Origin of the sequence: Bacillus cereus group sp. Bc010, from assembly GCF_027716745.1 — a bacterium.
Taxonomy (GTDB): Bacteria; Bacillota; Bacilli; order Bacillales; family Bacillaceae_G; genus Bacillus_A; species Bacillus_A pacificus.
This window is the reverse complement of record NZ_JAQFUY010000014.1, coordinates 47,444-67,131: the sequence shown is the minus strand read 5'-3', so window position 1 is coordinate 67,131 and position 19,688 is coordinate 47,444. Positions and strand designations below refer to the sequence as shown.

The window sequence follows — 19,688 nt, the reverse complement described above, 5'->3', positions numbered from 1 at the left end:
AGTTTTAGATGGAATTCTATTAGTCAATGCATTTGGCAATGAAACTATAATAAAGTCTTGAGTTGTAGCTTTTACAGTTGAATTCTTCTCCACAGTGAAATATGCTTGTTTAGATTTTCCCACGGATGCAAAAGTTTGTGTTGGGAATGTGTATTCGAAATGTCCTTTCGCTGCATCTATCATAGTGATTCCATTCTTATCTCTTACAGAAGTATTGTCAGGTTTAGCACATTCGAAATAAACGTCACTTCCAGTTAGGTTATATGGAATAAAACCGTCAACAACATATACATCCACGGTATTACTAGCTTTATCACCTACCCTTCCAGTGACAAGGGAGTTTAATTGTGCGTATTGTGTTTTGTTTATATCAAGGATTAATCTGGTTTTCATAATCTGTTTCCACTCCTTTGTACTCAGATTCATTAATTTTAATTTCATTGTCCACAGTTACTTCTTCTGGCATATCACCAGCCATGTCAAAAATACTCGATCTTCTTTTTACAGATCGAGCTAACATAGGTCGTATTGATAATTCCTCTTCTTTCACAATTTTTATTTCATAAGAAAATGAAATATCATTATCGCTTTCCACAATGAAATATTTTGCATTCCGTTCAGAAACCCAGATATCACCTCGGCCATATTTACTAATAAAAACGTGATAATTACTTGTTTCATTTTGAAAGAAAATAGGTAAATCAATCTTAACTTGTCCATCTGTAGTTTCTGCTTCCCCAATGTGGGTAAAGGTTTCGGAAGAATTCATTACACTAGACATTTCTTTGGTTGCGTTAACTGTTGCTAACGATCTAACTAAAGTTTGCGGTTGGTCTATATTGTTATTGACTAAAGTTCTATTTACAGTTGTATTAACAATAGCCCAGTTATGCATATTTAACTCGCCATATGCGTCTAAATTATTTTTGTAAGCAACAGTAAACACTTCGTAAAAACTTCCGTTAACCGCATAACATAGCATTGTTTTCGTTGCGCTACTAACAGCTAAAGAAGATGAACTTGTTTTAAACACACCGTTATTAAAGCGGTTAGTGCCCGAACCATCGAATCCAATACCTCCATTGGCGTAAAACGTTCCGTGAGAGTAAGAGTAATCGTCTTTGATGCCTAAAATATTAATGGCAGTATCTCCGGACAAACGAGAAAGAGCGATGCCAGTATCAGAAACTAAAGCTAATTTATCACCATCAGAGAAACTTATTTTTTGTATATATTTATAAGCTATCCCATCACTACTTTTGTTAAAGACAAGTTTAAAACCGTTAGTAAATAAATTTTGCCACATATGGTTACCTTTCATTCCATACATACTAGGGTCATCTACAATCTCAAAATACGGATTATAGTAGTCTGTGTCAGTATTGTAGACAGACAAACTCAGGAACCTACCTGGACGGATAGCGACGCTTACGCCTTTTTTACCCGGCATATCCGCTTTTCCTTGGTACCCCAGGAAACCAATCATTGTTTCGGTATCATCAAATACATTAAGCCTACCTATGGAGTCTAATTGCATTCTTCTTTTCCCGTTGACTCGCGACTCTAAACCCTCAGGTAATAATTTAATTACGTTACTAAATTCATTAAATCCAGTTTGAACCATTGAAGCATTTAATTTTCCAGTTGTTATGAAATCAGCTACGATTGATCCATCCATCGTCATTGCTAAACCGTATGGTCCATTAATGCCTTGACTAGAATAGCCTAAACCGTTGATATTCCATTGCCACACTTTTCTAGCTGTTGATTCCTTTTCTGTATCCATAATTAAGATACGTTCTGGATAAATACGAACATGACCGCCAAAACCACTGTTAATCAAATCAGTAGCACGATCCTTAGCTTTTTGTAAGAAACTCGTTTCTAATCCGTCTAGATTATCTTGTATTCTATCTACTTTGTTAGCCACATCAGTAAATGACTCTTTATAGTTTCCTAATGTGATATCAATATATTCTTCGTTCAATGGATCGTATTTGTAAGATACAACTTTTGCCTTGACGTCAATTCCTTCGTCCAAATGTTGAACTGTTACTGTATCCCCCATATAAACACGTTGCAATACAGCTAAATCTTTATATTCTTCAGTTTGAGATAACTCCTGGAATTTAATTTTATATGTCGCTAAAGGTTGATCTACATGCTGATTATTGAACATCGCTATTGAAAGAGCCCGCAATTTGTTTAATGCATCCGGTAATGGTAATGCATCGTCGTCATTAGCAGCATCGCCTATTTTAGCTTTAACTTCAGGAAAATCGATCTTTCTAATTTTAGGATTAACATATTTATTAATCAGTGGACTAGTAACATACTTTTCTGGTAAAAGTAGTTCATTAGCTCCTTGTGGCATTATCTTTGTAATTGGACTTTGCCAATCAATATCCGCTTCATATCCTAATAAATCCTTTTTATGTTGGATTACAACACCGCGATCCCTACCGCGTCTAGCTAACATTCGAACGTTGAAATTGTCTCGTAATAGCTCACCACCCCAACGATTCAAGAATGAGTTATCTTGTCCATTATCCAATAAGAATTCTACAGGGTTTTTTCTAACTAATCGTGCGTTCGCGATGTTCTCAATATCGCTATAAAAATCAAATTTAGTTGGATATTGTAGAGCACCTTTAACTTGATCTAATGCACCCATCCCTGATTTACCAACAATATTGGTATCTTCCAAAAAATTATCTACCAAATCGTAGAAAATATGATAACAGAATACTTGTACTTCACCATTAGTTGGATGTGGATTTGCCACACGGAATAATTGATCACCATCAGGAGTTGGCGCCTTGATTAAATATTGTCCATCTATTTCTAATCCATGTGGAGCGAAAAGAGGATACTTAAACCTTAGTGTATAAACACCGTTCAAAATTTCCTCAATTTCAGCTTCATAGATATTATTATCAAGAATGCCTATACCGTTGTGGGTAAAGTCTGTTTCGTCTGGTTTATAAAGTGTAATCAAATGTATCGCCACCTTGTTTCAATATCAACCATATCAACGCTTCCTGTCCACGATATTGTATTTTCTCCTTCTTTAAATATAGGGAACTTCCCAACCATTTTGTCATTCATAGGAGTTGTATTGTAGTAGCATTCCATTAAATCAGAATCAACAATAACAAAAGGATTAACGTCTTTTACTTGGAATGAAATGCTATTAATCTGTATTGTTATATTTCCTGTTCCGTAAATCGTTAATTTCGGTAAAGAATGTAATGTACCTTGATTCATAATTGTAACGGGATTTGTTATTGTAATTGGCTGTTCAATAGCATATTCATAGGGATCGGACTTGAATGTAACTTGGAACTTCCCGTATTCCTCTATCTCGTTTTCAATATCACCGATTTCCACTGATTTGATCTTTCTATAAACGAAATCATCAGTAAAGGAAACGATTTTAGCGCTCATTATCCACGCTTTTATTTTTCTTAATAAAGGTTTGATATTTTCATCTTCGAGTAAATTAAACTCAACTGTAAACTCAACATCTTCATAACCTTTTTCCTTTGTTAAAGCACCGTTTTCTCTTCCGTCAATTTCAATAAATTCAACTTTCTTTTTAGCAGTTGGTATTTTAGGGCGCTCTACCATGCAAAGATGGTAGTTTTGCCCCAATTTATCATTTATTCGGATATCAAACACGGTTGGAACCTCCTTTTCCAACGTTTAACGATTGCCCTTTTTGAGCAAACCAATCATCAGCTTTTTGGAACATTTTATTCATGTCACTTTCATTTCTAACAGTAGTGTGGAAAGTAACTTCATTTGTGATTTGTTGTGGTTGAGGTTTCTGTTCTTTCTCTCTTGAATAATGTGTCGAAAGAGTTGTTCCTGCTAGTTCAGGAAGACCTTGGAGTATGCCAGGACTATACAAAGGACTGATATCTTCGCTAGCAAACATACTAAAACTACTCACGGTTTCAGGGACTAAAGATCGCGGCGCGGCTAAGCTATACGAAGAAGTTTTACCTATCCCGAAACTCGCAGGTCCAACTTCTTTTTTCTCTACTGTCATCGTTTTCGGAAGGATACTCCAACTATTCCACCATCTTTTCACTTTATCCCAAGCGCTAAGAATGTTTCCTGAACTCGTATCCACTTGATCTTCTAAGTCTTTATAAGAATTTTTTAATTTATCTATACCTTCTCTTTTTGTCGCTTCGGCTTTGCTTTTAACTTCTCTATATTCTTTGTTAGCTTCGTCAATCATTTTGTTTGCTGTTCCTTCGGCAGAGCTCCCTAATTCTCGTTTCATTTCTTCAGCCGCTCGGACTCTGTCGTCTCGAGTTTTTTTTGCTTTATCAATAACTTCATTCTTTTCTTTTTCCATCTTCGTGACAGCGTCACTCAACATTTCGGCGGTAACTCTTTCTTTGCTATTCTTTAAGTTATTCATAATAACTTCTTGTTCTGTTTTATTTTTAGATAGCGCCGATATAGCCTGTTGGTCAGCGACTTCGCGTAATCCTTGGATTTGTTTATTTTCGTCAGCTGTCAAAGCACGTTTTTCTTCTTTGGCTCTATTCCAAATTTCTACAATTTTATCATTAGCAGCTTGAGTTTTTGCTTTTTCCATTTCGTAATGATCTGTATACATCTTTGATATATTAGCTTGTTCTTCTGCAGTTATTGTTTTCATTCCCATGAATGCTTCTTGTGTTTTTTGAATTTCAGCATTCTTCTTCTCTTCGAATTTACTAACAACTTGATTTTTCATATCTTCATATTTTTGAATAATAGGAGGAAGATTCTCATCAGTAATAACTTGTTGTTGTGCGAACATTTCCATAGCGACAGTACCGGCTTGTTGGGACATTTCCATATAAGAACCAACAACCTTCTTAGTGCTTTTGGATATTTTATCCACACTTTGCACTGTACCATCAGCAGCTACATTTACGCGATCTTTAAATAAATCTACAGCTGGTATCGCCTCTTCATTTAAAGCGGTGTATATAGCGTATCCTGCTGCCCCAATCGCTGCTGCTCCCGCTAACCAAGGAGCAATTGCTAAAGCTGCAGTTCCTAACGCCGCTCCTAGACCTCCTGTAGCAACTCCTGCCGCCCCGACGCCTGCTGTTGTCAAACCTAACGCTGTACATAAACCTCCTAAAGATGTTACAAGTCCTCCTATAGTCGTTATTATCGGACCCAAAATCATGAGTATTGGACCTAAGACTACAGCTAAACTTCCAATTATAGCTATAGTTTTTTTAGCTTCAGGAGAGAGTCCAGAGAAAGCGTTAGATAAAGATTCGACGGCTGATTTTACAATCGGCAAAACTTGTTCCGCTAAATCCAAGAAAACTTCTCCTAAAGGTTCCAACGCTTTTTGCATTTCACGATAAAGAGATAATGCTTTCTTTCCGAATGCTTCTTCTTGTGTCATTACAAGGTCTTTCATTTTTCCGTCTGTTCGTTCTAATTCGTCATTTGTATCTGTTAAACTGTAAACAACTTTGTTTCCTAAATCCTCAAATTTTACGCCGAATATAGAAACACCAAGTTGTGTAGCTTTAACTTGATCGTCCATTCCTTTTAGTTCACCGATAACAGCTTTGAATACGTCAGCAGCAGGACGTTTACCCGCTTCGAATTCTTTCCAAAGATTTTGTGTCCCTTTTGACATTTGCCCCATCGCGTCGGATACACCTTTAGAACCATCTTGCACACGGATACCGAATTCTTTAACTAAATCATTGACATAATCTAGATTGTACGCACCTGCATCTAATCCATTTTTTAAAATAGATAACATTTCTCCAGAAGTGAAACCGGCTTGTTTGAATAATGGTGTATATTCAGCTAAGTTGTCCGTAAACTCTCCCGATACATCCAAACCAGCTTGCAAACCAGCTGTTATGATATCTAAAGCTTTATCGCCAGTAACTCCATATTGCGTCATTAGAGCTGAAGCACCACGAGTTGTCTCGTTTAAATCTACATCGAAAGTTTCTGATAATGCCATAACGCCTTCTGTAACGCTTTGTAAATCTTCAAGTGGCACTTGCTTCATGTTTTGCCACACTCGCATCACAGCATCATCTACCTGGCGTAAATTATCACCCCAACCATGTATAAATACTTCTTCAGCTACTTTTCCCACATTCTCCGCACCTTTAGCTGTTAAACCTAAAGATGTTTGAATTTGTTTTGTAGAAGTATCGAAATCAGCAGCCCATTTACCAGTAACACCCATAACGCCAGCTAAAGCAGGAGTAACAGTGGTGCTTAAGTTAGAACCGATTTCCTTCGTCTTATCGCCAACTTCTTTTAATTTATTACCTGTTCGTTCGGCGACGTTTGCTTGTTCTCTTAACGATGTACTTGTTTGTTCAACTTCGTTTTTTAATCGCATTTCGGCAGTTCTAGCTTCATTTAACTTTGTTTCTAATTTGTTAACTTCAGCAGAATTCGTACCGTACGCGCTTTTTGCTGATTCTAGTTGTTGTTCTAGATTTTTAACTGATTTCGCACTTAGTTCTAGTTGTTGCTGCAAATGTCTTTGTTTCATTTCTAACTTTTCAGATTCAGAAATGCTGTTACCAAGTGCCACTCGTTCTTCTTCTAGTGCTGATTTCAATTTATTAGTCTCTGTTACTAATAGAGATTCAGCACGTTGTAATTCACTCAACTTTTGCTTTGACTTCGTAGATTCGCTATTTCGTTCCGCTTCAGCTTGTCTAGCTCGATCTAATGCTTGTGTCGTCAATTGAATCTTATTTGACATTTCAGCTTCAGCAATTTGAGCTTTTCTCATCGCTTCTTCAAGCTTTTTTACTTCTGTAGAATTTTCTCCCCACACTTGCTTCGCTCTTTGTAATTGTTGAGCCGTTTCTTGTGTCTTTCTTTTAGCTAGTTCATATTGTTTCTCCAGTGTGGATAGAGAATTTGCATGTTTATCGACTTCTGATCCAGTCAACTTCATTTGTGTTTGTGTCAACTTTAATTCTTGATTCAAGGCTCTATTTTCGCGGTTTATATCGTTAATATTCTTTTTATAATCCGTTGTATCAGCCCTAAACTTTATAACGGTTTCTTTTGAAGGTCCAGCCACTATTTTTCACCCTCTTTCTCCTGAAGGTAAGCTTTCCAACCTTCGTAAGCACTTTTGTTTTCTGCTATTCTTTGAACATCACGTAAAGGTAAATGCCAGAAGTCGTTTTCCGAAATTCCAAAAATAAATACGTATAGGCTATATAAGTCTACAACGTACTCAATTTCGAATTTTGGAAGTGTTAAGCCTTTTTTCCCGCTTTTTGTTGGAAACCTTTTGCCATGTTGTTTTTATCTTTTGGCTTTTTTAATACAGACCCAAAGATTTTGAACGCTTCTGTCATATCGACTTCATATTTTTGCATGAATGATTCAAAATTCATGTAATCAGAAACGTTCGCTTGACGATAAGCTGCATAAACAACACAGAATGTATCTAACAAATCAACGTTCCCTGCGCCGCCCCGTGTATCTAATAAAGTACTTAAAAACGATTTTCCAATAACACCCTCTTTTTCTAGATTAAATAGCGTCCACGCAGTTAAATTAGGGTTAATTTTTACTACTTCACCATCGGCTAATGTAATTTCGTTTGTCATTATAAAGCCCTCCTTTTAGACAAAATTAAAGAGCGCTAACTAGAGCGCCCTAAGTATTTTTATATTTTTTTATTATTGAGTAACCGTCTTTTGTAGTTCAGCAGGATCGAAATTAGTTAACCATTTCGTTTGAACGTCTGTTGGTAAGTTAATACCCTCGTAATAGAATTTTCCATAAGCATCTGGTAAAGCTGTAATTTCTAATTCGAATTCAGCTAATTCATCCGCTCCATTTTCAATACTCTTAACGAATCCAGTAGCAGCAGAACATGCAGGGAACGCAATCAAACGGTTGTTTTCTTCAAATGTGTCGTATTCTTCAGCGACAAACGCGAAATCTTTCCCCACACTGTCGATGCCGTAAGAGTAAACGTTATCAATCAAACCGTCATTTTTAAGCCCGAAAATGTCACGAGCAACTTTCAGTTCCATATGACCGGAAATTTTAACCGTTACTTGTGTTGGTTTAGATTTTTTCTTTTTAGTTACACCGCCGCAAATTTTTGCGATTGATTTGATTTCCGTTTCTGCATCTAATTTACCGATACATCCGAAAGGGCTTGTTACTGATTCACCTTTAAAAAGTAAACTTGCGTTCTTAATCTCGACGGCATCAAATACGTCAATAGTAGTTGTAGGCATTTAATTTCCTCCTAATGTTTTATTAATTTCTTCTATCAAAGCCTTATTAAGCTCTTCAACAGATTTGTTTGTTTCTCTATCCACACCGCGCTCCATAAACAACTCGGGTTTATTACCTTTACTCTTACCGACGCCTAAATCTGGGAAAACTAGATATGCGTATTTAACTTTCGGCTTTAGGGTTAATGTTAAGTTTTCTTTTAAAGTTCCTTGAATAGATTTAGATAGTTTGGCATGCGGTTTCTTTCTATCTGAAATAGGGATTAATCCCAGGATAGACTTTTGCATAATAGGTGATATTTTCTTTTTTAACTCTTCATTAATGATTTTCTCTGCAACGTTTGGTAATCGCTCAATATTCCTTTGATACGCTTCAAATTGCGCCGAATCAACGCTAAACTTAGCAGACAAGTTTGATATTCCTCGTCAATTCAAATGTGAGTACATCCACAAAGAATTCAGTATCTTTCTTTTTCATTCTGTCTTTGAGCGATTTATTGCAAGTGTGGCCAGTTTTAGAAAGGCTGCCCATGAATTCCAATTGTAGAATGTCCAAGTCTTCTCTATTTTCCGAGAAGAAATAAACAGTAACTTCTTGGTTGTAATTTGTAGCGCCTGTCCTTTCGAATCCGCCAGTTTCAAACACCACATGATTAATTGTGGATAGATTAGCTTCATCTTCTTGTACAATGTCCTGGTAAACTTGAGCGCCACTGAAGAATGATTCTAAGTGCTCAACCAATTTAAGATTGTACTTTTCAATAAGTTCATTCAGTGTCATCAAGACCACCAACCTTTTGTAGATATAAATACATACTGTTTTTAAAACGATCAGCTTTAATAATGCTGTAAGAAACGCCACGCAATTTGAGAGTTAGGTTGTCCACATCCTTTTTCTTAAATATAGGAGCATACAACGTTTCAATCTTCATATCTAACTGTTTCCCCACACTATTCACTAGCTGTATATCAATCTCACGACACGAAAGTTCCGAAAATCTAAGTTTAATAATCTCGACATTTTCACGTCCGATTACTTTTTTAGCACTATTTCGAATCGTTTTTTTCTCCTTAACACTAATAAATCCGTCGTTAAATGTTTTTCTATGCTGTTCAACCACCATTGTTCTTTTTCCTCTCATCGATTGCGACATGTAATATCAATCGTGAAAGTGGTTGCCTGAAGTTACTTTCGAAACTATCCAACGCATTGTTGTATTCATAACGAATACGGTTAATAACTAGCTCTCTTGCGGATAAATTGACGGTAAGATCAAGTTCAGCACCTACTAAATCATTAATAAAGTAAATGGAACGATCTATAAGCTTTATGATGTCCCTGTCTTCTTCATCCCAAGTGATTGCTAGTGCATGTTTTACATCTTCTAACAAATCAAAAGGCGACTGTAACGTCGCCTGTGATTGATTGTCACTCATAAAGGATCACTCCTTATTTTCCTTCAGGTGGTGTCACTGGAACATTTGGATCAACTAAACCAGTAATATCGTAAACTAGGAATGAATCATTACGATCCGCGCGACCGTTAGCATACATTTTAGCGATATATAAATCTTCATCTTCGATAGCACGTGTTTGGTCGTACACATCTAGACGTTGTGCGCCGCCTAATCCTAAGAAGTAATCTTTCGCCATACCTACAACCATTTTTCCTTTTGGAACAGCGTTAGATTTAACGATTGAACCTGGAATTGGAAGAACATTGTAAGTATAAGTTCCATCAGCGTTAGGACGTGTAGTGTAGCCGTAAATCTTAGCCCAGTAATCAACTGGATTCACGATAAGCATTACATTGTCAGGGTTACGTTTACCGTCACGAGTAAGTAATGCCATGATGTTACCTAAAGTGTAAGGAGAAAGGTCTTTTAGAACGCCTGTTACAGCTTTATCAGCATTTTCACCGTTAGCAACATTCAATAAATCTTTCATCATACCGATAGGTTGATCTTTACCAGTACCACGAACAATTGCTACTTCTAAAGCGATTTTTAAGGATTCAACTAATACAGTGCGAACATAACGGTCTAACCAAACTGGACCTAAATCAAGCATTGCTTTACATACTGGCATGAAAGCAGATAGTTTGTATTGGTTCATGTTAATTGTTTCGAAACCTTCGTCTAAAAGTTCTTTATGAGCAGCACATAATTTGCCCCAGAACGCTGTTTGAATATCACCTTTTTTAAGAATCCATTCAGTTAAAGCGCCAACGTTTACAAAGTTAATTTTTGAAAGTAATTCGTGAGATTGAACTAAATCTTCAAATACTCTTTCGATAACAGTTGGCGGAACTAATGCTTCAGTACCAGCAAAAGAGTTACCTGCAATTACTTCATTGTAGTATTTCGTTTCTTGACTAGTTAAAGCACGCCCACCACGAGCAGCCAAGACAGCTTGATCACTAGATTGTACGGATGCTTGTGCTAAAATTTTATCTTGAATACCTTGAGCGAATGCAACTAACGCATTGTCCACTTCTTCAGCTGAACCAGATGCTAAAATCTTGCTTAAATTTTGTTCATTTTCAATTTTCGATTCTAAGTCTTTACCCATTGTAAAGTACCTCCTATAGTTTGATAGATTTTAATAATGAAGCCATAAATTTTGCTGATTTCTCAGCGTTTTGAATACGTTTGTCACCTTCATTTTCGATAGGTGCTTCTTCTTCGGATTCTTCAATAACTGGTTCTTCGTTGTCCACACTATCTACTGAATCAACGATTTCATCACAGAAACCATAAGACTTGGCCGTTTCAGCAGTCATGTAAGTTTCGTTATCGAGTAATGCTTCTAATTCGTGAAATTCGCCGTTAAAACGATTTCTATACGATTGGATCAAAGCGTCATCAACATCGCGTAACATTTTTGCTTGCTTTTCTAACGAATCAGCATTACCGTACGCATAAGTTGAGGCCCTATGAACCATCATTGTTGTATTAGATGGCATGATAATTTTGTCAGCGCCCATTGCGATTAATGAAGCGGCTGAAGCGGCTAAACCATCGACTACAGCAGTTACTTTCGCTTTGTGGCTTCTTAAGTAGTTGCAAATTGCGATACCTTCAAATGCATCACCGCCGCCGGAATGAATGTGTAATTCGATTTCGTCAGCGTCGATATTGTCGAACATTTCGCGCGTTTTCCTTGCGTTAATGTCACCCCACCAACCAGCGCCAACGGTTCCATGCATATAAGCAACAACCTTTTTACTTTCAGAATCACTCTTGTTGTCCATCATCAGAAATTTCGGTTGGATCTTCTCCATTTTCATCACTCTCACCTCCTTTTAAGTTGCCACTTATTTCAGCTCTTTCGTAGTTCTTAGTGACATAACGTTTATTAGCCCAGTCTTCATTGATTAATTCGCCACCTAAACGCTCGATCACATCGTTAATACTAAGACCACCAACGGCGAATAGTTTGTCCACAGCATTAGCGAACTTGGTTAGATCAAACAATTTAAAGTTTTTCATGTCGAACTTGATGTAAGTTTTAGCTAGAAATTGATCTCTAGTAAACATTTTACGGTTGTATTCACCCGCAATCATTTCACCGATAGGACGAACAGCGAATAATATAAAATTGTCAAGGTCACCAGTTGGGTTACCAGAAGTAGAGATACCACCTTCACTTATGCCACTCAACAATGATGGCGGAATGTGGAAAGCAGAAGCTACAAAATCTAGCATATCTTTTGCAAGATTTTTAATATCTCGTGTGTCCATCTTTTGTAAGTCTTTGCTTTGATCTTCTAAATTAACTTGTTCGGGCAGGAATAAAACAGAAGCAAGTTTTTCAGGATTTGTATAGTCTCTCATTTTCTCCTCAAAAAGTGCTTGCGCCGCTTTTCCGTTCTCGTCCGTTAAAGAATTCATGAAACGACCTTTCATTAAAAATCTAAGTCTTCCATTCCCTCTATAATCAGACATAGCTTTTGCTAATAATGTTCCGTATGAGTTATACAAGCTATCAATAACTTGATTAATAGACTCCTTCGAAAGCACGAAATATAAAACTTCTGATTCTTTGTAAGTCTTACTTAGCAATTCGCCGTTGATTGAGACCGTTTTGTAAGTAAACTCTTTTAAACCATTCGTAGTTTCGCGATAAAAAGAATCTGCCACCCACAATTCATTGCCTATTGGAATGACTAACGCTTCATTTTCGTAAACAAGGTTATACACAACTTTCGTCCAGAATTCATGAGCGCTTTCGTTTTTGTTAGGTGATACATTCAATTGATAGTAGTTCAAACTTCTTTTTAATTTGCCATCCCTGTAAGATTCAAAGTCACATGCCACTAAAGCGCGCGCGATTAAATCAATAGCGGCGTTAACATACAGTTTTTTATAAGCTATTTCCGCTTTTAACTGTATTGTTTGGCAATCCGGGTCTGGAATTTCGCTAGTTCCGCCACTGAAAAACGTTCTTACTATGTTTCTAATCCCCATTTCTTCACCTCCCTTAGTTAAAATGACCATACTTGCATATCATTAATATCAATTGCATAGTCTTCTAGATCACCATCGAAATTGAGAGCGTGTGTGAATGCAAAAAACCCGTCAGTTTTTCTTTTGACAGGGTCGATTTTTTTATATTCTTTTGATCCATTACCTAATTCATCCACATAAATATTCCCACAATACCAACGCATGACAGGATCATCATGGAAAACAATATTATGATTGATAAACAAATGTTGAATAAGTGGATCTAACATGGCATGAATGTACTGCCCACGCCTTACAACTTGCACGCGGTCATTGAATCCCGCTTGTTCTAATAAAGGTTTCAAAATAACAGAACGAAATTTATCAATTGCTAAATATTTAATACTGTAAGTTTTCGCTTTTTCTAAAAACCAATTGATAACACGTTTAGGTTCAATTTCTTTATCGTAGACGATGGTGAAGAGTCCTTTTTCCACACCAATATCAATAATATCTTGGTTAATATCCTGCATTTTTAACGCCTGATGCCATATGAAAGTGTGGTGAATCCAATAGCGCTTCCCATCTCGTTTAAATAGCAAACCGACGCTGCAGAAGTCGCGTAATTCTGCGTAATCCACACCGCCAATACATTCATATTTGTGTAAATCATCAGGTAAAGGTTGATCTGTCGCAAGAATATCCTCATAAGTAGCGATTTTATGTTGGAATAGCTGCTTCGGAATGTTCATACGCTTTGTCATGAATTCAACATGCATTGGAATGTTAGTTTGGCAATCGGCCCATTCCTCTTTCATCGTTTCGAATAATTCCGTGTTATCTCTAATAGAAGGATTGGCTTTTTCCCAGTTTGCAATATCTTCGACTTCTTCTTCAGAGTCTAATTTGCAGATGAAGGGGAAAATCTTACTATTTTCAACTTCTCCGCTTAGAACCATTCGTGACTTTTCTTTCATGTCATCCAAAACGCCACCACGGACATATCCATCCGTTGTTAAATAGAAAGTTCGGCCATCTTTAACTTTACCGAGCGCCGAACGAAATACTTTAATTGATGCATAGTCTTCATATTCGTGGATTTCATCGAACCAAACTGATCCAGGACGCAAACCATCTTTTGTTCTAGCATTAGAAGTATTATATTTTAAATGTGATTTGTTCTTTTTATGTTCAATTAACACTTTAGTTGTATTGAACGACTTCTTCAAAACACTATTTTTAGGGTTGTCAATCACATTTCGAACATCTTGAAATGTAGTTTTTGCTTGTTGTTCAGAAGTTGCTACCCATTCGATATGATAATTATCAATTCCGAACTGTTTGGACATCATATAAAAATTATGCCAACCACCATAGCCATTTTTACCGCCACCACGACCCATTAAAATTAAAATCTGATTCCAAACTAAACGGTCGTTATCTTTGTATCTAACTCCATATACGCAAGCATTAACAAATCTTTGCCAAGCGTAAAGTTTGAAAGGGAAATATGGCTCTGGAATTTTAACACTGTCCTCAATAGCTTTTGCATCAATATAAACATTTGGATCATCTAAAGTTTTTCGAACTAAGGCCATTAATTGTTTTTGCTCTTTGCATGACCTTATCTCTCCGCTTTCCACACTATACATGTACTCGCTAATGTACGGGTGATATTTATAAGGAAGATTAGACTTCTGCTTCATCGTCATCCTCCTCACTTACCGCTTTAAGGCCAAGTTCATTAAGAATCTTTAACATTTGCGTATTGGTCTTATTCAACTCATTAATGCTATCGTTTTTCTTCATAAAACCATTAGCACCTAAAATTGAAACGCCGCGGTCTTTCACATCAGCTATCAATTTATTTTTTATATCCCAAAATGACATATAATCTTCTACTAAGTCCATAAAATGAGCGTGTATGATACCGTTTGTGCCAAGTTGTTCATATAAATCATCTCTTATTTTATTTCTCAGCGTTTTTTCTCTGCTCTTTTGAAGCTTTGCAACCTTTTCTGAAACATTTTTTAGACCTTTTTCATTTATCATGTCTTCCCAATAACGGCTACGCCATGATTTAACAGTGCTAACAGATACGCTATATTTATTCGCAATATCCTTGTATTTAACGCCTTCTAAGAAATCTTTGAAAGCTAATTTATATTTACTTTGTTTTCCGCTCACAATATCATCACCCCGCTTTTTTATTAGATTTTTTCGAAGATTAACTTTAAAAACATTACTTAAAAGAACGAAAATAGTCTTGTATATTTTTACTTAGCAGGAAACAATATCAACTGCATAATGATTACAAATACATATCAAAAATTTTCACCATCCAAGTGAAGTGGTGGTGTTTTTTTGCGATTTTTTCTGTCTCACGCGCGGAAAGCAAAAAATAAAAAGACAAATCTCCCCCCCGCGTTGCTCGGTCCCCCAGCAAAATTGTTTCTATATTTTACCCGGGGGGTGTCTCAGGAAATTTATCTCAAATTATTTTATAGCTAAACCAAAGAATAGCTCAGCATATTCAATAACAATGTGAGCTTCTGTTAAATTCATATTTAGATAATGTTCTAGCCAATGTTCACGTAAACTTTTCTTTACAGTTTCAAGTGTAGTCTTCTCACATGCTCTTGGATTACATATGTGACGTATCTGTTTGTATGTTGTGTAGATGTCACGTTGAAACTGTTTGAATATATCTAAAGCGCGTTCATCATCTGTTCCATCTTTCATTAATGTCTTGATGAATTGTAAGTCATATATGTTACCTTGTATCGTTAGGCTGTCCACACTTACCACCTCTCTTCATCTACTATCGTGCAACGCTTCTTCACTATGTTCTTCTCTTTGCCATGTTCTTTGTTATGGCATTGAATGCATAGTGTTTCTAGGTTGCTTAATGTATAAGCTAAGTCTGGTCTGTCACGTAACTCCTTGATGTGATGGACGTTACGACCCTTGCTATACTTACCTTTGCGTTTGCACTCTTGACATTCGCTGTTGTCTCGCTCGAGCGCCTTAATCCTAATGTTCCTTCTCCAGTAAGGATGCTTATAGAATTTAATGATATTGTCTTGCTCGTATAGTTTATTGATCTCTTGTATTGTTAGAGGTTGCATGAACTATCCCCACCTCTCTTTTAATTTCGATTTATCAATCACCCAAGTCTTACCGATTTTCTTTGCTACAATCTTTCCTTGAGCGCATAAGTTCTTAACATGACCAGATGATACATTAAGGAGTGATGCAGCTTCGTTTACACCAATTACATTGTGTAAGTTGCTATCCATCTATCCTCACTCCTTATCATTCTTTGATATCCATGTTAAAAGTAACTTCTATTTCGTTACCTAATACAGGTTTGCTCACGTCTACTAATTTAAAATTGGCATTCAATAACATATTTTTCATTTCCATAAACGTCGCCTGTTCTATATTATCTGTTGGATTGTAAGTAATAACTGTTCTTGTCTCTACTTTCATTTACACTCTTCCTCCTCCAAAATAAAAAGCACCCGAATGGATGCTTTGTGATTAATTATTTGTTTACGCTTCAATTACGGTAAATGAAGTTTTATTCTTCTCCCAATCACCTAATGTCGTTATATTCATCTGCTGCAGCAATATTAAGTAACTGGAAGAAGAGCAAAAGCTCTCCTTATTAACGGTAACATTTAATCAGTACCATCTGCTGGTTTCGGATTTTATGTGCCGCCATTATGAAGCCGTTTAGAATTTTTGAAACAACATAGTGAGTCATGTTTTCCGCCACTTCTCACAATACAAATATATCACGTGAATTCCAAAACAACCGGCACATTTCCTGCCAAAAAGCGGTCACGACTCTGCCACTTATTTTTATATTCTTCTCTTATGTATTTTTATCTTAATGAGTTACCCATATCTTATATTGTGTGTAACTGACCCCTTCGCCAAATCCCTTGATATCATTGACTTAATTAAACTGACCCTTTTGAGTTACACAGTACAAAATTTATGAGTAACTGTATAGATTTAAAAAGAAAAAGCAATGCTTAGATTTTAAATCTAGTCATTGCTTTATCCATTGCATCTTGGTTTACCCCTATATAACGCAATGTGACCTTCTCTGACGAATGATTGAATATCTCCATGAGTAATGCTATGTTTTTTGTTTGCATGTACATATGATAGCCGTACGTCTTTCTCAGCGTATGTGTTCCTATTTCGTCTAATCCAAACTCCGCCGCTGCTTCACTTAATATCTTATATGCCATGCTACGACCGATTGGACGATTTCTACCTTGTCTACTTTTCAATAGGTACTCATTATCTTCTCTTTCTTCAATAAACCATTTAAGTTCTCTTTTCAATGCTGCAGTAATTTGTATTCGTTTCTGTTTTCCTGTCTTCTTTTCTCTCATCGATATATGACTACCTTTGACATCTCCTACCTTCAATTTCAAAATGTCAGAGATTCTTAAGCCTGTATTGATTCCCATAATGAAGAGAATGTAATTACGTAAGCTCTTCTCCTTAAAATAATCTTTTAGCTGCTGTATTTTCTCTGGATCACGTATCGGCTGAACAAAATTCATTATTCATTACCTCCAGTTTCTTCAGTCTCATAAACTTCTAATCTAAGAGCAAAAGCAAGTTTATAAAACACTCTAGCCTTAACGCGTCGATAAGTACGCTCACTCATGCCAAGTTCGTTATATACAATATAATCGCATACATCTTCATCTTCTAAATAACGCTTAATAATAATGTTTCTTTGGTCCTTTCCAGCACGCCCATTGCCTAAACGACTAAGAAACTGGTCAATGCGAAATGACGTTTGCTTAATCCACTCTTCTCGTTTACTTTGCTGTATATTAGCCATTGCGACATCTTCTAATGGCTTTCCTACATCATTTGTAGGTCCGTGATATCTAATTTCATAAGAAGGAGTGACTTTCATTTCTTCACGCATCATTCCAAACTGTCTATATAAACGTACGCTTTCCAGAACACCTTCTAATTTTTTCTGCGTTGCTGCTCTATCGATTTTTGGTAAGAAAGATAATTGTTTAGTCATGTAAGACCACTCCTCTTTATTTTTATATTACTTTTGTCTTAATGCACCACGTCTTCGTTCATATCGTGGTCCACGAATTCCCATTAAATCTTCAATGTCACGAGTACTTAATTTTTCTTTTCTTTTTTTCTGTTTTTTCTTCTTTCCTTGCTTGGATTGCTTTTTCCATTCACGTAATTGATCTCTTAGTGCCTTCATTTCCCCATCTCCCTTTTCAAAATAAAAAAGACACCTATTCCTAAAACAGCCTTAATTGCCGCTTTAATGAATTGGTGTCCTCTAGTTTTCTAGCCGGACTATATTCTGTTTGCTTTACTTTAAAATGCCAGCTTGTACAAAGATGTTTCTCCAAGCTTTATTAACTTGATACTTCTCCACCTCTTTTGTGCGACGAGCAATTGCTTTTCTGATTTTTCTTTTCTTCAAAGCTTTCATTCTCCTAACCTCACTTTCTATTCTTCAACGTAATACTGCCTCATCCAATACACACACAGTATTATGGCAGCTATATCCCAAAGTGAATCTAAATAATTTTGTAATAAAAACTGATTTGCAACCTCTAATCCATTCTCGATAGCCGTTATCGTGAACAGCATTGCTGACCATTTATTAACTTGACCATTATCAATTACAAGTACAATAGCTATCAAAAGTGTCGCTCCACCTAACGTGTCTGCTACATCCCACCATTTCTGCTGTATTACTGCTATAATTGCTAATCCCACATTAAGTGCGATAAGTAACGAGAATAAATGTTTATAAATCTTGTTATTTGGTAACATGTTTTTCTCACTTTCTATTCAAAGGATTATTTTGTTCTAAATTTTCCGCCCTCGTTTTTCTCGAAGTAATTGGTAATTACGTATAATGACGCCCTTAACGTTATTTCTTTCCTCTATATCATTGGCGATTGCAAATATCATATTTCTGTTCATTTTCTTAGTGATCGTTATTGTAGCGCTACTCTCATACTCACTTTTGTCTTTTTCATCATAAAAAGTGTAATTAATAAAATACTCACAATATCTTGCTCTCATTTCCCTCTACCTCCTTTTTAGTATCGAAAAGAAATATAACTCGGATCTACCACACTAGTTACAAATGATTTGCTATAAAAATACTTTGATTTAACATGAAATGTTCTGCATAGTACTTGTATTTGATTAAACGATGGGATAATTCTTGACCGCTCTATCTCAATCAACTTATTAATATCAACCTCTAACAATTCAGCAACTTGTCCTTGAGTCATTCCGAATAAATGCCGAAGTTCCGTTAACTTCTCACCGTTAAAATTACTCACAATATTTCGGTCCCTTCTGAATAAAACTCAATATTTCGTTAACACTATAGGTGAGGAATTTTTACATACCCGTTAATTCCTCCCTTTTTTTAAGGGTTGGGCAGTTAGTTTCCGCTAGCTGTCCTTTATTCATTTGAATAATTAGCATAACTTTGTGCATACTATCTATAAGCTGCTTTCTTAACAGTGTTGGCAGCCCGGAATCTTTTGTCAAAAGGAGTAGTTAGCTTTTGCTAGCTGCTCTTTTATTTTTTTTACAACATCTTTTGGGCAAGCACGTAAAATGTATGGCAATTCTCCTGTTTTAGATAAACCAAAGTCCCCTAATCTCGATACCATTACCACGGTATATTCTTCTCCTTTATAGAAAACTTTTTCACCTTTTAAAATACCGTTATAACCAACTATCCTGTTGTATCCATACATTGTTACACCTTTTAATTTCTTATCAAGTTCAATCATTGCAATTGTCTTAATACCATCATTATTCTCTTCTGCTTCATGCCACTTTATATCTTCCAATCTTTATTCCCCCTTGAATAAAGCCCAAAATCTTGGCCATACTATAAATAACACTTAATGATTGAACTTT

At 36.2% G+C, this 19,688-nt stretch carries 26 protein-coding genes and 1 pseudogene; all 27 read right to left on the bottom strand.

Going from position 1 to position 19,688, the window contains the following annotated elements; all coding sequences use genetic code 11:
- Positions 1–24: 24 nt before the first annotated feature.
- Positions 25–393: pseudogene (locus PDQ68_RS16580) on the bottom strand (BppU family phage baseplate upper protein); the annotation flags it as partial.
- Positions 371–2,998, bottom strand: a complete 2,628-nt coding sequence (locus tag PDQ68_RS16575) for a phage tail spike protein (protein ID WP_061182786.1) — start codon at positions 2,996–2,998, stop codon at positions 371–373. The pseudogene PDQ68_RS16580 and the gene PDQ68_RS16575, both read right to left, overlap by 23 nt.
- Entirely contained in the window at positions 2,995–3,681 is a 687-nt protein-coding gene (locus PDQ68_RS16570) for a phage tail family protein (RefSeq protein ID WP_061182785.1), read from the bottom strand. Before PDQ68_RS16570 ends, PDQ68_RS16575 begins: the two co-directional genes overlap by 4 nt.
- Entirely contained in the window at positions 3,674–7,096 is a 3,423-nt protein-coding gene (locus PDQ68_RS16565; RefSeq protein ID WP_061182784.1) for a phage tail tape measure protein, read from the bottom strand. Before PDQ68_RS16565 ends, PDQ68_RS16570 begins: the two co-directional genes overlap by 8 nt.
- Positions 7,097–7,277: 181 nt before the next feature.
- A complete protein-coding gene (locus tag PDQ68_RS16560) occupies positions 7,278–7,634 on the bottom strand; it encodes a hypothetical protein (RefSeq protein ID WP_061182783.1) in 357 nt (118 codons plus the stop codon).
- A 72-nt stretch (positions 7,635–7,706) separates the two neighbouring features.
- Positions 7,707–8,276 carry a hypothetical protein gene (locus tag PDQ68_RS16555; RefSeq protein ID WP_061182782.1) on the bottom strand — a complete coding sequence of 190 codons (570 nt, stop codon included), beginning with the start codon at positions 8,274–8,276 and terminating at the stop codon, positions 7,707–7,709.
- Entirely contained in the window at positions 8,277–8,687 is a 411-nt protein-coding gene (locus PDQ68_RS16550; RefSeq protein WP_061182781.1) for a hypothetical protein, read from the bottom strand.
- Entirely contained in the window at positions 8,677–9,057 is a 381-nt protein-coding gene (locus PDQ68_RS16545; protein WP_061182780.1) for a hypothetical protein, read from the bottom strand. The genes PDQ68_RS16550 and PDQ68_RS16545 overlap by 11 nt, the downstream gene beginning before the upstream one ends.
- A complete protein-coding gene (locus PDQ68_RS16540; protein ID WP_061182779.1) occupies positions 9,044–9,400 on the bottom strand; it encodes a hypothetical protein in 357 nt (118 codons plus the stop codon). Before PDQ68_RS16540 ends, PDQ68_RS16545 begins: the two co-directional genes overlap by 14 nt.
- Positions 9,390–9,713 (bottom strand): hypothetical protein, encoded by a 324-nt coding sequence (locus tag PDQ68_RS16535; RefSeq protein WP_061182778.1) that lies wholly within the window; start codon positions 9,711–9,713, stop codon positions 9,390–9,392. Before PDQ68_RS16535 ends, PDQ68_RS16540 begins: the two co-directional genes overlap by 11 nt.
- 13 nt (positions 9,714–9,726) lie before the next feature.
- A complete protein-coding gene (locus tag PDQ68_RS16530; protein WP_061182777.1) occupies positions 9,727–10,848 on the bottom strand; it encodes a phage major capsid protein in 1,122 nt (373 codons plus the stop codon).
- Between the two features lie 13 nt (positions 10,849–10,861).
- Positions 10,862–11,485, bottom strand: coding sequence for a head maturation protease, ClpP-related (locus PDQ68_RS16525; protein WP_328036110.1), 624 nt, complete (start codon positions 11,483–11,485; stop codon positions 10,862–10,864).
- A gap of 28 nt (positions 11,486–11,513) precedes the next feature.
- A complete protein-coding gene (locus tag PDQ68_RS16520) occupies positions 11,514–12,746 on the bottom strand; it encodes a phage portal protein (RefSeq protein ID WP_061182775.1) in 1,233 nt (410 codons plus the stop codon).
- A 17-nt stretch (positions 12,747–12,763) separates the two neighbouring features.
- Positions 12,764–14,431 (bottom strand): terminase TerL endonuclease subunit, encoded by a 1,668-nt coding sequence (locus PDQ68_RS16515; protein WP_061182774.1) that lies wholly within the window; start codon positions 14,429–14,431, stop codon positions 12,764–12,766.
- Positions 14,415–14,912: a P27 family phage terminase small subunit gene (locus PDQ68_RS16510; RefSeq protein WP_061182773.1), complete on the bottom strand. Its 498-nt coding sequence runs from the start codon at positions 14,910–14,912 to the stop codon at positions 14,415–14,417. The genes PDQ68_RS16515 and PDQ68_RS16510 overlap by 17 nt, the downstream gene beginning before the upstream one ends.
- 309 nt (positions 14,913–15,221) lie before the next feature.
- Positions 15,222–15,467, bottom strand: coding sequence for a hypothetical protein (locus PDQ68_RS16505; RefSeq protein ID WP_061132268.1), 246 nt, complete (start codon positions 15,465–15,467; stop codon positions 15,222–15,224).
- Positions 15,468–15,526: 59 nt separating this feature from the next.
- The gene (locus tag PDQ68_RS16500; protein ID WP_061182772.1) at positions 15,527–15,853 is read right to left on the bottom strand and encodes an HNH endonuclease; all 327 of its coding nucleotides are present in this window, start codon (positions 15,851–15,853) and stop codon (positions 15,527–15,529) included.
- Between the two features lie 3 nt (positions 15,854–15,856).
- Positions 15,857–16,024 carry a helix-turn-helix domain-containing protein gene (locus PDQ68_RS16495; RefSeq protein ID WP_061182771.1) on the bottom strand — a complete coding sequence of 56 codons (168 nt, stop codon included), beginning with the start codon at positions 16,022–16,024 and terminating at the stop codon, positions 15,857–15,859.
- A gap of 16 nt (positions 16,025–16,040) precedes the next feature.
- Positions 16,041–16,217, bottom strand: a complete 177-nt coding sequence (locus PDQ68_RS16490) for a hypothetical protein (RefSeq protein ID WP_258109220.1) — start codon at positions 16,215–16,217, stop codon at positions 16,041–16,043.
- A gap of 551 nt (positions 16,218–16,768) precedes the next feature.
- A complete protein-coding gene (locus tag PDQ68_RS16485) occupies positions 16,769–17,311 on the bottom strand; it encodes a site-specific integrase (RefSeq protein WP_001012120.1) in 543 nt (180 codons plus the stop codon).
- On the bottom strand, positions 17,311–17,793 hold the full coding sequence (locus tag PDQ68_RS16480) for an ArpU family phage packaging/lysis transcriptional regulator (RefSeq protein WP_000166157.1): 483 nt from the start codon (positions 17,791–17,793) through the stop codon (positions 17,311–17,313). The genes PDQ68_RS16485 and PDQ68_RS16480 overlap by 1 nt, the downstream gene beginning before the upstream one ends.
- A gap of 27 nt (positions 17,794–17,820) precedes the next feature.
- Complete coding sequence (locus PDQ68_RS16475; RefSeq protein WP_000645944.1) at positions 17,821–17,991, bottom strand: hypothetical protein; 171 nt, start codon at positions 17,989–17,991, stop codon at positions 17,821–17,823.
- A gap of 114 nt (positions 17,992–18,105) precedes the next feature.
- Complete coding sequence (locus PDQ68_RS16470) at positions 18,106–18,228, bottom strand: DUF3983 domain-containing protein (RefSeq protein ID WP_000645586.1); 123 nt, start codon at positions 18,226–18,228, stop codon at positions 18,106–18,108.
- Positions 18,229–18,245: 17 nt separating this feature from the next.
- On the bottom strand, positions 18,246–18,575 hold the full coding sequence (locus PDQ68_RS16465; RefSeq protein WP_000937293.1) for a hypothetical protein: 330 nt from the start codon (positions 18,573–18,575) through the stop codon (positions 18,246–18,248).
- Between the two features lie 36 nt (positions 18,576–18,611).
- Positions 18,612–18,830 (bottom strand): hypothetical protein, encoded by a 219-nt coding sequence (locus tag PDQ68_RS16460; RefSeq protein ID WP_016718361.1) that lies wholly within the window; start codon positions 18,828–18,830, stop codon positions 18,612–18,614.
- Positions 18,831–18,847: 17 nt separating this feature from the next.
- Positions 18,848–19,096: a helix-turn-helix transcriptional regulator gene (locus PDQ68_RS16455; protein ID WP_016718362.1), complete on the bottom strand. Its 249-nt coding sequence runs from the start codon at positions 19,094–19,096 to the stop codon at positions 18,848–18,850.
- A gap of 210 nt (positions 19,097–19,306) precedes the next feature.
- Positions 19,307–19,618 (bottom strand): hypothetical protein, encoded by a 312-nt coding sequence (locus PDQ68_RS16450; RefSeq protein ID WP_061182770.1) that lies wholly within the window; start codon positions 19,616–19,618, stop codon positions 19,307–19,309.
- Positions 19,619–19,688: the final 70 nt, after the last annotated feature.

What these genes read in the sequence shown, in the direction of transcription:
- PDQ68_RS16560 (WP_061182783.1), bottom strand. Translation starts at nt 7,634, where the DNA reads ATGACAAACGAAATTACATTAGCCGATGGTGAAGTAGTAAAAATTAAC.
- PDQ68_RS16555 (WP_061182782.1), bottom strand. Translation starts at nt 8,276, where the DNA reads ATGCCTACAACTACTATTGACGTATTTGATGCCGTCGAGATTAAGAAC.
- PDQ68_RS16545 (WP_061182780.1), bottom strand. Translation starts at nt 9,057, where the DNA reads ATGACACTGAATGAACTTATTGAAAAGTACAATCTTAAATTGGTTGAG.
- PDQ68_RS16540 (WP_061182779.1), bottom strand. Translation starts at nt 9,400, where the DNA reads ATGGTGGTTGAACAGCATAGAAAAACATTTAACGACGGATTTATTAGT.
- PDQ68_RS16535 (WP_061182778.1), bottom strand. Translation starts at nt 9,713, where the DNA reads ATGAGTGACAATCAATCACAGGCGACGTTACAGTCGCCTTTTGATTTG.
- PDQ68_RS16530 (WP_061182777.1), bottom strand. Translation starts at nt 10,848, where the DNA reads ATGGGTAAAGACTTAGAATCGAAAATTGAAAATGAACAAAATTTAAGC.
- PDQ68_RS16525 (WP_328036110.1), bottom strand. Translation starts at nt 11,485, where the DNA reads ATGCATGGAACCGTTGGCGCTGGTTGGTGGGGTGACATTAACGCAAGG.
- PDQ68_RS16520 (WP_061182775.1), bottom strand. Translation starts at nt 12,746, where the DNA reads ATGGGGATTAGAAACATAGTAAGAACGTTTTTCAGTGGCGGAACTAGC.
- PDQ68_RS16515 (WP_061182774.1), bottom strand. Translation starts at nt 14,431, where the DNA reads ATGAAGCAGAAGTCTAATCTTCCTTATAAATATCACCCGTACATTAGC.
- PDQ68_RS16505 (WP_061132268.1), bottom strand. Translation starts at nt 15,467, where the DNA reads ATGAAAGATGGAACAGATGATGAACGCGCTTTAGATATATTCAAACAG.
- PDQ68_RS16500 (WP_061182772.1), bottom strand. Translation starts at nt 15,853, where the DNA reads ATGCAACCTCTAACAATACAAGAGATCAATAAACTATACGAGCAAGAC.
- PDQ68_RS16495 (WP_061182771.1), bottom strand. Translation starts at nt 16,024, where the DNA reads ATGGATAGCAACTTACACAATGTAATTGGTGTAAACGAAGCTGCATCA.
- PDQ68_RS16490 (WP_258109220.1), bottom strand. Translation starts at nt 16,217, where the DNA reads ATGAAAGTAGAGACAAGAACAGTTATTACTTACAATCCAACAGATAAT.
- PDQ68_RS16485 (WP_001012120.1), bottom strand. Translation starts at nt 17,311, where the DNA reads ATGAATTTTGTTCAGCCGATACGTGATCCAGAGAAAATACAGCAGCTA.
- PDQ68_RS16480 (WP_000166157.1), bottom strand. Translation starts at nt 17,793, where the DNA reads ATGACTAAACAATTATCTTTCTTACCAAAAATCGATAGAGCAGCAACG.
- PDQ68_RS16475 (WP_000645944.1), bottom strand. Translation starts at nt 17,991, where the DNA reads ATGAAGGCACTAAGAGATCAATTACGTGAATGGAAAAAGCAATCCAAG.
- PDQ68_RS16470 (WP_000645586.1), bottom strand. Translation starts at nt 18,228, where the DNA reads ATGAAAGCTTTGAAGAAAAGAAAAATCAGAAAAGCAATTGCTCGTCGC.
- PDQ68_RS16465 (WP_000937293.1), bottom strand. Translation starts at nt 18,575, where the DNA reads ATGTTACCAAATAACAAGATTTATAAACATTTATTCTCGTTACTTATC.
- PDQ68_RS16460 (WP_016718361.1), bottom strand. Translation starts at nt 18,830, where the DNA reads ATGAGAGCAAGATATTGTGAGTATTTTATTAATTACACTTTTTATGAT.